The organism is Odoribacter sp. AF15-53, assembly GCF_003479425.1.
Lineage (GTDB): Bacteria > Bacteroidota > Bacteroidia > Bacteroidales > Marinifilaceae > Butyricimonas.
Genome location: NZ_QUHC01000004.1, coordinates 15886 through 28833, shown reverse-complemented (window position 1 = coordinate 28833; position 12948 = coordinate 15886). Strand labels below are relative to the sequence as shown.

At 42.3% G+C, this 12948-nt stretch carries 7 protein-coding genes; all 7 read right to left on the bottom strand.

Annotated features, from left to right (window positions below; all coding sequences use genetic code 11):
- Positions 1 to 6: 6 nt before the first annotated feature.
- Entirely contained in the window at positions 7 to 3483 is a 3477-nt protein-coding gene (locus DWW52_RS09990) for a SusC/RagA family TonB-linked outer membrane protein (RefSeq protein ID WP_118715655.1), read from the bottom strand.
- A gap of 148 nt (positions 3484 to 3631) precedes the next feature.
- Positions 3632 to 4777, bottom strand: coding sequence for a FecR family protein (locus DWW52_RS09985; protein WP_118715373.1), 1146 nt, complete (start codon positions 4775 to 4777; stop codon positions 3632 to 3634).
- A 386-nt stretch (positions 4778 to 5163) separates the two neighbouring features.
- Complete coding sequence (locus DWW52_RS09980; protein ID WP_118715372.1) at positions 5164 to 5445, bottom strand: transcriptional regulator; 282 nt, start codon at positions 5443 to 5445, stop codon at positions 5164 to 5166.
- Positions 5442 to 6056 carry a hypothetical protein gene (locus tag DWW52_RS09975; protein ID WP_118715371.1) on the bottom strand — a complete coding sequence of 205 codons (615 nt, stop codon included), beginning with the start codon at positions 6054 to 6056 and terminating at the stop codon, positions 5442 to 5444. The genes DWW52_RS09980 and DWW52_RS09975 overlap by 4 nt, the downstream gene beginning before the upstream one ends.
- A 193-nt stretch (positions 6057 to 6249) precedes the next feature.
- Complete coding sequence (locus tag DWW52_RS09970; RefSeq protein WP_118715370.1) at positions 6250 to 6804, bottom strand: RNA polymerase sigma factor; 555 nt, start codon at positions 6802 to 6804, stop codon at positions 6250 to 6252.
- A gap of 346 nt (positions 6805 to 7150) precedes the next feature.
- Positions 7151 to 8362 carry an ornithine--oxo-acid transaminase gene (gene rocD, locus DWW52_RS09965; protein ID WP_199691989.1) on the bottom strand — a complete coding sequence of 404 codons (1212 nt, stop codon included), beginning with the start codon at positions 8360 to 8362 and terminating at the stop codon, positions 7151 to 7153.
- A 123-nt stretch (positions 8363 to 8485) separates the two neighbouring features.
- Positions 8486 to 12922: a translocation/assembly module TamB domain-containing protein gene (locus DWW52_RS09960; RefSeq protein ID WP_118715368.1), complete on the bottom strand. Its 4437-nt coding sequence runs from the start codon at positions 12920 to 12922 to the stop codon at positions 8486 to 8488.
- Positions 12923 to 12948: the final 26 nt, after the last annotated feature.

Genomic DNA, 12948 nt, shown 5'->3' with positions numbered 1-12948 from the left:
AATGCTTTAGAATGTTACTGATACACCTAACGTACAAGTCGTCGGGACAGGTAAAGTTCGTGCTCCCCAACCGTAACCAGTGGTCGTATATGCCTCTGGATCAAGATCGCTATCGTTAGCCACCCAACGCCACAAGTTACTGATCTGACAATTCACGGAAACGTCATTCAAATAGGTCTTTTTAAGCCACCCTTTCGGTAAATCATAACTTAAAGTTACATCCCGTAACTTAATATAATCACCTTTAATAACATGCTTGTTAGCCGCATACCATACTTGTTTCAAAGTATAGGAAGCACTCCTGTTCATGGCCGGAGCAACACCTTTGATATTCTCATCACCCGGTTTACGCCAGTGGTTCACCGCTTTCTTCGAAATATTGGTCGTAGAACCACCAGACAAATAAGGTGAAACCTCATCCCTTAACACGTGACCTCCGTTATACACGAACATGAAAGACAAACTTAGCCCCTTGTATCGCAAACGATTAATCAAAGAAGCACTATACGGAGGACGTGTCGTTCCAGAATATTCCAGTTCTTCTATTGACCCAACATTTGAAACTTTATTACCATCCTTATCATATACCAATGGTGCCCCGTTTTCAGGATCCAATCCAGCATATTTGTAACTAAACAAACTATACATCGGTCGCCCTTCCGTGTGAACCACTCCTTTCACATAAGAAAACACTGTAGTTCCACTACTTGTCATCTGTGTTATTTTATTTTTATTATAAGAGAAATTTAAGTTTGTACCCCACTCGAAATTCGGTTTGATTATATTCTTACTGCTTAACGATACCTCTATACCCCGATTCGATAAACTACCATAATTCAACAACAAACTGTTCCACCCCAAAGTCGGATCCGTCTCTCGATTTCCTAACAAATCCGTACTCTTACGAATATAATAATCTACCGTACCATTCAAACGTGAATTGAAAAATGAAAAATCCACTCCTAAATTGGTCACCGCCGTCTTCTCCCAACGCAGTTGTGGATTAGGCGGATTCTCGATATAAGCACTAAAGTCCCCCGTCCAACTGTTATAACCGTAATCCTTCACCGTCAGGTAAGGACCGGATTCTTTAGAAACATTACCGTTAATACCATAAGTCAAACGTAAATTCAAACGATTTATCCATTTCACATTACTCATGAATTCCTCTGATGCCATAAACCAACTGGCTCCAACAGACCACAACGGACGATATTGATATTTCGGATCCGTACCAAAAAGATTGGATTGATCCATTCGAATACTTCCGGTAACGGAATAACGATTATTATACGTATAGGATGCATTACCATAAAATGAAACATACCGATCCTCATCCTGACTAAAGTTATTCCAATTTTCATCTACCCAATTATAGGAGCCGGAAAGACTTTCCGTTCTACTGATTGGACTTAATATTAACGGATTAATCGGCTTATATGAAAGGCTATGATCATCATACCCCATTTTATAAACTTGTGTTTTTGTATCCCGGATCAACCTACGTTCCGCACCCGCCAGAGCTACCACGCTATGTTTCTCTTCAAAAACCCGGTTAAAATTCACCTGTCCTCGCATCGTGTAAGAATAAATATCCTCCTCGATTTGGAATAATTGTCCCCCGGAAGGTATATTTTCGGTCACTTCCCCGGTTTGAGTATTGACTGTCGCCGCCTCATTCACCATATTCCGCACGTAATACGAATCTTTGTCAAACAACTGACGATTCTTGATTTGTGTACTCTCGGTCTGGTATCTTAAATCAACAGTCAAACCATCAATAATTTTCACGTTAAACCCAGCCTGCAATCTATAATAAGAAGATTTATCCTTATAATGCTGGCGATCTATTTCTTCCAACGGGATATATCTTTCATTTTGCAAACCGAGACTTTCCAAACGATTTAATTCGTAATCCGATTTATTCTTTCTCCATTCACGGGAACTTCCATCCGCATTTCTCAACATCTGGTAAGAAGTTCCACCCGTGTATAAAGACAACTCCGTGTTACTCCTGGAACCACTTGAAGAAATATTATCAAAACCATTCTTCCCGCTATCCTTCGTGAAACTGCCAATCACGCCGAAATCTGCAGACAGCCAATCAAAGAACTTCACATTCTCTTTCAATGTGAAACCAAGTCTCTCATCATTACGATTTTTTTCATAAGGATTATTACCGTAATAATTCAAAGAAACCAAGTAATTATTTTTCTCGGTTCCACCCGTAAGTGTCAAATTATGCTGATGCGTAATAGCAGTCCTCAGAAATTGGTCTTTAACTTGATTCTTATTATTCGAATTCCGATAAACATCCAGTTCTTGTTGTAATTCCGTTTCACCCAATTGCCCTTGTTCCGCCATGTACAATAATTCTTGCACCTCATTCAACGAATACCTTTTGTTCAAATTGTCATAAGGAGTATGATAATATGCGAATCCCTCCACCTGCAAATCCACCAACTGAGAACTATTCATTAATTTCAAGTAATCCAAATCCGGAAGAGGTTTAAATTTCACGCTACCATCATACGATATTCTGGTCTTACCGCTTTTTCCGCCTCGGGTTGTGATCACGATCACCCCGTTAGCCGCACGGGCCCCGTAGATTGAAGCTGCGGTAGCATCCTTCAACACGGAGATATTTTCCACATCCGCCGGGTTAATCGCCTCTATCTTCCCCTCGTAAGGCACTCCATCTACCACGTACAAAGGATCACGATCTCCATATACGGTAGAGACTCCCCGGATGCTAACCTGCTTGTTATAATTTACCAATCCAGTCACCAACCCCTCGATCCGAGACATAATATCCGTCTCCATCTTCCCCTTGTAATCTTTTGCCGTCACCACGGAAAACGATCCGGTAGCCCGTTCCTTCGAAATTTTCTGATATCCGGTAACTACCACTTCTTCCAAATTCTCCGCTTCTGATTCTAGCACGACATTTACCTCTTGTTGTTGCTGCCCTACCGTGATCTCTTTATTCTTCATCCCCACGAATGAAAAGACCAACACGACAGGCGTATCCGAATCACACTTCAATTCAAACTTCCCGTCAATATCAGTGGCAACTCCCGTCATCGTCCCTTTCACCAACACGGTAACACCGGGTAGCGGTAGCCCCTTATCATCTTTCACACTACCTTTAATCAAACGTTTCTGTTGGGCTGCCGACACGTCCTCTTTAGCTCGAATCAAGATAACATTATTATAAAATTCGAATTCCAGATTCACCTTCTCTAGCACCATTTTCAAAACCTCTTCCAACTCCATATCTTTCACCTTCACGGAAACTTTTCCGGCCTTATTCACCAGTTTCGAATTATACATGAAACGCTGTTCCGTCTGTTGTTTTACCGCTTTCACGAACTGCTCAACTGACACATCCGACAAATCAAGCGACACCAGATTCTTCTGAGAATAGACGTTCGCCGACAGATTCAAACTGAACAAAAAGATAAAAATGATACAACACTTCATAATCATTAAATTTTTCTTGTACCTTTTTAATAGGTCGGGAAACCTAATTAATCGTTTTTTTTTCATATTATTGTAGTTTATATTAATATTATAAATCGAGAAGAGGCAGACTCCGAACCTGAGAAATTTGTTGTCTGTCTTTCTCTTTTTATCTAAATAAAACAATTGTATTCTCTTTTATTTCATACCGTATTTCCTTTAAACGCTCCAGTAATTGCAAAAACGTGTTGATCGAATCATACCTCTCCAAATTCCCCGTGTATTCCAGTTCTTTCAAACTTTCATCCTGAAAAATCACGTTCACACCGTACCACCGTTCCAATATTTTCATGATTTCAGACAAGGTTTTCTCTTTAAAGACAAACACCCCGTCTTTCCACCCCACGTACTCCTCAACATCCACCTCCCGCTTTTCCAGTTTACCCGACGGGTGAAGCACGGCCTGTTCTCCTGGAGATAGAATCACCTTTTTATTCCCTTTTGACTGGAAACAAACCTTTCCCGAAACCAACGTCGTGTAATCCGTTTCTCCGGGATAAGCACTAACACCAAAAGAAGTTCCCAACACGGTAACCTCCCCCGTTTCCATGCTCACGATAAAAGGATGAGAATCTTTCTTTACCTCGAAAAAAGCCTCCCCAGAAAATATCACTCTTCTCTCTTCACCCGAAAACGCCACCGGATACTTCAACTTGGACCCAGCGTTTAACCAAACCTCCGTACCATCATCCAAACGCACGAAACATTCTCCCCCGACAGGCACTTCCAACTCATTAAAAAGTTCCTTGGGAACTATCGAATCCGAAGAATATGAAAGTAATCCCCCCTCGTAGGTCACCACGCTTCCTCCCGTTTCCCGGATACTCATAGACTCTTGACCAATCTTCACGACCCTACCATCCGCTAATTTAAGTACAGCAGACTTGCTTCCGGCAGGAATAACATGCTCGGCTGCGATAGGAACATTCTTTCCCTCCATTTTTTCCTCTCCTGATAAAAACAAGAAACAGCACAAAGCGAGAACCGCCACCGCGGAAGCACTCCACATCGTCCACCGCCGAACACTTGATCGTCTCCGGTACTGTTTCAATTTTCCAAAAGCCGGCTTATAATCATACCCCTCGAATTCCCTAAATTTATCCTCGATAAACTCCTCATCCGACAATTGTTCATAGACCCCACGCAACGAATCATCCCGCAAAATCTCCTCCAACTCCTCCTGCTCACCAGCATTCAGAACGCCGGAAAAAGATTTCCTGAATAATTCCATTACTTTATATAAATCCCGTCTCATTTTATCTAATTTTAACCTGATATATCACTATATATTAACACATTAACCCTCTACCAATTCAATCAATAAAGGATCGTTTTTTCATATCAATGAAAAATATCATTCATGTTAGAAGGTGAAAAAATAAGTTCTTAATATTAAATGAGATATAAAAGATAGAGGGGTGAAAATCAACAACAATGGACGTTATCAAAAAACGATCATTTAATCATATAATACATGAATGTGTTAAGAGTATGACAAAAAAATAAGTTTTTTTTCGACTTTAATAAAAAAAAAAGAATATCCATTCCTATCACACTAAATATCAACAAGAATAAAATTAGGATAAGAATAAAAAAAGAGGACCGATTAAAGTCCTCCCTGTAAGAAAATACCTATATTACCTATAAATTAATATACTCCCTTAGCGCATCAATATAGTCCTCCAAAGCCTTTTTTCCTGTATCCGTTATCCGGCATGAAGTACGAGTCTTTTTTCCAACAAACTCTTTCGTCACCTGTATATACCCGGCTGTATCAAGTTTTTCCAACTGCACGCTCAAATTTCCGGCCGTTGCCTCGGTCTTTTCTTTAAGATACACAAAATCCGCTTCCTCTACCGACAGGAGTAAAGACATTATCGCCAAACGTAATTGTGAATGCAATAGCGGATCTAATTCTCTCATAACTTTTCGATTTTATTATTTAAAACATGCCCCGGTACTACCATCATAACAGTCAATGACAAACCGAAATACAGATTCCAAATCATTTCAGTGCCACCATTTAAAGTATATGACATCAACATATATACGGCAAATACAAACCCCACGAAAGAACCATAAACTAAACAAGATTCCTTAATAACAAGCCCCGTTATCGCCGTACCTATACCGGCATATAATAGAGATAACGGAAGCATTAACACGAAATCGCATTTGCCTGCAATGAACATTAATACCAGCATGACAAAAATAGTCAAAGAAAAAAGAGAACCGATCACTTGCCATACCTTTTTTACCATACCGTCCGTGTACGTAACCACCAAAGGCTTATTCTTCTTTTTCCTGAAAGCGATAACGCTCATCGGCAAAAACATCAAGAACCACCCTATTGACCACAACGTATTACCCGTCACGTAAAACAACGCATAAATCGCTATTGATAAGACCAAAGCCGTATAGCCATAAACCAGGAAATAATTTCCGCTACCTTTCACCAGATTTTGTCGTGTAGCCTGGATCATTCGAGATACAAGTTCTAAACTTTCTTTCTCTGTCATTTTCTTTTCTTCCATAATATCAGTTTTGTATCCATAAATCAGTTTATAAAATAAACCACATCTTTCATAAAAAAGGAATTTTCATTCCTTTTACATCACAAATATAAACTAGTTTATTTTATAAACCAAATAACAATCAAAGAATATGACCATTTCATGAGCATTTTTTTTAACAAACGAAGTAACTCTTTAGTCAATAGGGGGCATATCAAAGCAAAAACAGCAAAACCGAATCTTTCAATTTATCCCGCAAATACTTGTAACTCCGATTCTTTTGAGTTTTCACCGTGTGTATAGTTATCCCCAATTTTTCGGCAATCTCCGGCCCGGATAACCCTTTAATACTCAATTCCATAATCTCACGGGCACCCTCTGGCAAGTCTTTCATGTACAAGTAAAGCTGTCGTAACATTTCATCTCTCACCGTCACGGCAAACATTTCATCCGAAAACTCCTCCATTTCCAACACAATCTTCTGTTCAATTTCCTTACGTATTTGCACATTCCGCATATAAATCAACGCATTATTATAACACGCCCGGTAAAGATAAGAAGTCAACTCTTTCATGTCCCCAAACTGCTTGGTCGATTTCCAGACCGCCACTAACAAATCCTGCACGATATCCTGTGCCGTATCCCGATCTCGAATGATCCCGTTCACGTAAGAACAAAGCACGGAATAATAAGCGGCATAAAGCTCTTCCCAAGCTTTCATATCCTTATTATTCACCCCCTGCAACAAACATTCGAATCCGACCGACATAAACAGAATTTTAAAATGATAACAAACTTACATAAAAATCCCGAGATATAAATACGATAATAAAATAAAGCATCAGTAAATACTAAAAATAAATGATACACGTACTATTCTGCAAAAATACAATCTCTATTTCAAAATGACCAAGCAAAACCCATGATTTTTCCATCATGATATAAGCTAAATAGAAACTAGATAGAAAGAAGATAGAAACTAGAGTAAAGAAAATATATAGTATCTACATTTTCAAATACACGTACCAGTATTAAAACGATTGTACAAAATTATAAACAAGAACCGATCTCAGGCACGAGATCGGCTCTTGTTATATTTTTCGCTAATAGAAATCCTATTCGAATTCTTTCAACGTTTTCTCGATAATGCCAATGGCTTCGAGCAATTGCTCCTCGTTGATCACCAAAGGCGGTGCGAAACGAATGATATGCTCGTGAGTCGGTTTGGCCAACAAGCCGTTATCCCGCAACTTCAAACATACATCCCAAGCTGTTTTCCCGTTCTTCGGAGCGATAACCACGGCATTCAACAATCCTTTACCGCGAACGAGTTCTACCATATCAGACTTGATAGCTTTCATCCTTTCACGGAAGATCTTACCTAATCTCTCGGCATTCTCTTCCAACTTCTCGTCTTTAATCACCTGTAAGGCAGCCATAGACACTTTGGCGGCAATCGGGTTCCCGCCGTAAGTAGAACCATGTTCTCCCGGTTTAATCGTCAACATGATCTCGTCATCCGCCAACACGCAGGATACAGGCATTAAACCTCCGGATATCGCTTTACCCAAGATCAACACATCCGGACGCACTCCCTCGTGGTCACAGGCTAGCATTTTACCCGTGCGGGCGATACCGGTTTGCACCTCATCGGCCATGAAAAGCACGTTATGCGCCTTACACAAGTCATAAGCTTTTTTCAGATAACCATCATGCGGGACGTAAACCCCGGCCTCTCCCTGTATCGGTTCCAGAAGGAACCCGGCCACGTTCGGGTCTTTTAAAGCCTCTTCCAGTGCGGGAATATCGTCATACGGAATCCGCACGAATCCCGGCGTGAAAGGTCCGAATCCGGCATAAGAAGAAGGATCGTTTGAAAGAGTCACGATCGTGATCGTACGCCCGTGGAAATTATTATCGCAAACGATAATTTTTGCCTGATCGGCAGGTATACCTTTCACGTCGTATCCCCAACGACGACATAATTTCAAGGCTGTCTCGTCAGCCTCGGCACCACTATTCATCGGAAGCACCTTGTCATATCCGAAATATTTCGTGATGTATTCTTCCCACTCGCCCAACACGTTATTGTAAAAAGCCCGCGAGGTCAAAGCCAATTTCTTGGCTTGTTCGGTCATGGCTTCCACGATCTTCGGGTGACAATGCCCCTGGTTCACGGCTGAATAAGCCGATAGAAAATCGAAATAACGTTTTCCATTCACGTCCCACACGTAAATTCCCTCTCCTTTTTCCAACACCACGGGAAGCGGATGATAATTGTGAGCACCGTACTTGGCCTCACGATCCATGTAGTCTTGTTCGGTCATCTTTTTCATGTTATAATTAGTTAGGTTCGACGTTTTCATGTAACGAGCACAATTTCACTAAAAAAAATCAAAAAAACAATGACAAACAATTGAAAATTGTAAGTTAAAAGTTAAAAATAAAAATCATTCCTTATTATCAACGATTTGCGGGGAAGACTCGGTTTCTTTTTTTCGTTTAAAAATGGAAATATATTTCCGGAAAAGCTCCCGGAAAGTGTCAAAGGCTTCCTGATAAGAAACACCGATCCCCTGCACGGTCTCGGTTGCGTTATAGGTAATCTTCTCATCGGTATGTGAATAGGCCTTCAGACGCAGAGTTCCTTGACGATTCAACTTCACATCGACATCAAAATCACCTGTAATAGAAGTATTGGAATTAGTTTTCGCTTTCTCCATCATATTACCGTTAGCCGAAATAGTTACCCGGTTATTCCAGATCTGGGTTGACAGGGCCAACTCGAACTCGTTCGTCGTAACCTGATCGCCCGGACGGTATGAGAACCCGATATCGAAATTGTTACTGATCTGCGACAACCACCGTGATAACTGGTTAGAAAGCAACTCGCTCGCCGTCGTGACTCCCACCTGGTATCCCGCGTTTCGTTCTTCCTGCTCGGCATCCTTATCGATATAATCCGGGGTATAAAACTTATTCAATATCAACAGCGAAAACATTTGTTTATTCACCTCATCCTGGCTAGAAAAGAAACTCTGCATCAAACTTCGCATTTGCATATCGAGTGACGGGAAATTAATCCCGAACTGCACGTTCGGATTCATCAAATTCTCACCCAGCTTCAACTCGCACTCGACGGGAACTTTCGTGGTTTTGTCAATCGTGGTCGTGGTTCCCACCAACAGATCACTCAAAGAAGTACGCAAATTATAAATGGCACTGACATCAATCGTTGCGTCATACGGGGAACCGTTCCACTTGATGCTTCCTCCCGGATTCAGCACGAATTTCTTGTTAATCAAGTTACTCAACGTGAAGAGGTAATCTCCTTTCTCGATTTTGTATTCCCCGAACATATCCAACTCGTTATCTTTTCCCAGGCCGAAACGCAGATTCCCGCTTCCCACCGTTTTCAGTATATCTCCGATCGTGGGGTCAAAAATGATCTGTACTTCCAGGTTATTGTTCACCTCGATATTAGCGTTCAAATCGAAATTGGAAACTAGAGATGTGCGCTCCTCATCCGGGTGTCGCTCCTCGTCCGCCTGACGGTTATTTATAAAACGCAGGAAACTCCCATCCTCTTCTGTCAAGGCCGAAGTCAAGGGTATATATAACACGGAGTGAGCTTCCGGTTTCAAGTTCACTGACAAAGCCGGATTGCCCGACAAATTGTTCATCCGGGTCTGCCCCGTGATATACAATTGCCCGTAAAAAACATCGTTTTGGTTTGCTTTCGTATTCAACACCCGGAAATTATCGAACTTGAGCTTCACGTCATACAAGTTGGAGTTCAGGTCATAATAACCGGAACACTCGGAAGCATGTCCCTTGGCATCGTATATTTTAAAATTATCCAACACGACCCGGTTATTCTTCACGGGTAAACGATCATCCACCGTGAAAGCCGTGTTCAGTCCAGCCACGGTCAAAGAGACCGAATCCATTTTCAGAAAACCGTCGATCGAAGCTTTGCGCATTGTTCCTTTCATCGTCATGTCTCCCGATATCGTACCTTTCCCCCCTTTCAACATATCCGGGAAATACCCGGCAAGATAATCCACGTCAATTCGGGAAAGCACCAGATTCATATTCAAGCTATCCACGGAAGGTTTATAGTAGCCGAATACACCCACGGGAGTCCTTTCCTTCATCCGGTTGACCATACTTACCTCCAGAGCACTATTAGAAGCATCCCAATTGGAATTCAAATTCAACGTGCCTAAAGTATCCCGGTTTATTCCCCACTGATCCACGTTCACGTTGGCATATATCAGGTTGTCGTTGTATAAATCCTGTATTCTCACCGCCCCGTTCAACTGACCGAAGAGTTTCAGTTTATTATCAAACAATATCTTGTTAAACTCGGTCAGGTTGAAATCATTGAACTCCATAGAAAGTACATCCCTGGGATTATCGCTTACTCGTCCTTTCAAACGAAAATATTGTTGCCCCCGGTTTATTTCAAAATTATTCACGAAAATATCGTTATTCTCTTTCAGTATCATGGAGCGGGCCACGTGCCAGACACTATCGGCCATCACGATCGTACTCGGATGAATGAACACCTGGGTCAGGTGACGTTCTCCATATTTCAATAACCGCAAGTCGGCTGCAAACGAACCGCAATAACTCTCCTGTTCCCAGTTACTCCATGTCAAACGCTCGCTCACGTTATTCGTGTTCACATCCATGGTATTCCGCACGTTATACAGCCTGCCGAAATTCAGGTATTTTACCTCATCAGCTGAATACACGCAACGCAGGTTAACCCCGTCTCCCGCTAGGTTCACTCGTGAATCACGCAATTTCAAGTCCCCGTAAGAGATCGTGTCCGCCTCAAGTAATAACTTTGCCTGACGCTCCGTGTAACTATACTCGCAAGACAACGAGCTTTCCCTGGATATTCTTAATCGCGGGTAAGCTACCTGCAAAAAAGAATTTATATCTTTCAATCGCACGTCTGCCATGATTCTTGATCCTTGTGGCAACGTTTTATCCACTGCATATTTATAATCCGGCAAATAACTCACGACAAAACTATTCCATAAATCTTCCAATTCCAAGGTATGGAAGAATCCCTCCAAAGTCACGTCCGCTAAATCCGACTGCAATCGCGTGAAACTATACTCGCCTAACATGGTCGTGGCAAACTTCAACGAGTCGGTCGTGAAAATACCCCTGCTATTCTCGTATTTCAAACCGGGAACCAGTAAATCCACCCAGCGATTCTCCTCGTTATGCTTCAGACTCCCGGAGAATTCCAGCTCGAACGATTCCTTTTCCCCGAAAATGGATGGAGCCCAAGAATCCCATTTCCGCACGTTTAGGTATCCCTCGGCCTTTGCCACGCTCAGCGTGTCGCTCATCAGGTAATCCAAAAGAAAATTCGCCTGCAAGCTGTCGTTTTTCACGGAAGAAAGCAAGTACAGGTGATCGTTCTCCGTTCCCACGGACAAACGAATGTCCCGGATCTCATTTTCATACACATTCAGGCGGCGGATGTTGCTCGCCAAGTTAAAACGGGAAACCGTATCGCCCATCACACCATCAAACTTCCCGAAAAAGGAGCCTCTCCCCAGGAAGGACTGCCCCGTGAGGAAACCGAATTGCACGTGTCCCAAGCCAAACCAGCCGTTGTAGCGAAAATCCCCGACACTATCCAAAGCGTAATTAAGTATCATATTTCCCTCCATGCCGGGGGTCGTACTACGAGCCTTGACCACGAAATCCTCGATCTTTCCCTCGAAATTTCCTTCAAAATTGAAAACATCATATTTATGCAGCATTTCGGGTATTTTCACGTAATGGTTTTCCAGCCAAGGCATGTAAATCGCTTCTAATTCGGGCGGAGATATTTTCGTATCCGTGAAATCAATATTAAAATCGGTCTCGAAAAACGCAGGTAATCCCTTGGAAGAGAACGAGCCATGCATCACGCTCTTGTCGCCTAGGTAAATTTCCAGATCGCGTCCTTCCAGATTACTTATCGTGTTGAACACGACCCCACTACCGAAAAGCGTGTTGTGCATTCCCAACAATTTCCCGTTAAAATAGGCTAGATCATCAAAATGCACCAGCGAAGAGGAGAACACGTAACGTTGTTGCATTTTCGTGGTGAAATTACGCCAATAATCATGTTCCGGGACCCAGTTATACTCCAACGTGTCCAGGTAAGCCTTGCTACGGGGTGTTTTGATCAACGTACCCGTGATCAACAAATTGTCATCACTTGCCACGACCTGTCCTCCCATATTCGTCACTTCAAAACCGGATTTCTCTATAAAACTGAGATCGTTTACCCGTGCTTTATACTGCTTATTCGAAAAATCAATACCCGACACACGCACGTTCAAGTGACGGCAATCCACATCTGTCCAGTTAATCCCGTAATCTGTCGGTTCGTAGTCGCTCTCGATATACCGGAAACGACAATCCCGCAAGTTCACTTGCGTCAGCTTCACGTTCCATCCCGAAGAAGACTTAGGAACGGAATCAACTTCCACGGGTGAAAAAGAATTTATCAACTGTTCCACGTTTGTGAGACTCTCTCCCCCATCTTTCCGACGCTCGATCCACAAGTTGAATTTCGCTCGCTCGAAAGTAGCCTCGGTAATCGTGAATCGTCTTTTCACGAAACTCACGGAATCGACATGCATCACCAAACGCTCGCAGAACACCAGGGTATCCTGCCGACAATCCTGCACGAACACGTCATTCAGAATCAACGATTCTATCGGTCGAAACTCCACCCGTCCGATGGAAATAGTCGTTCCCGTGCGTTCTTCCAGAATCCGGGTAAAATAATCTACCAATCTCGTCTGCACAAACGGGGTCATCAATGCCATGTATGAAGCAAAGACTAAAAGGACTAATCCGATCACACACCGGGATAATATGGAGATTATTT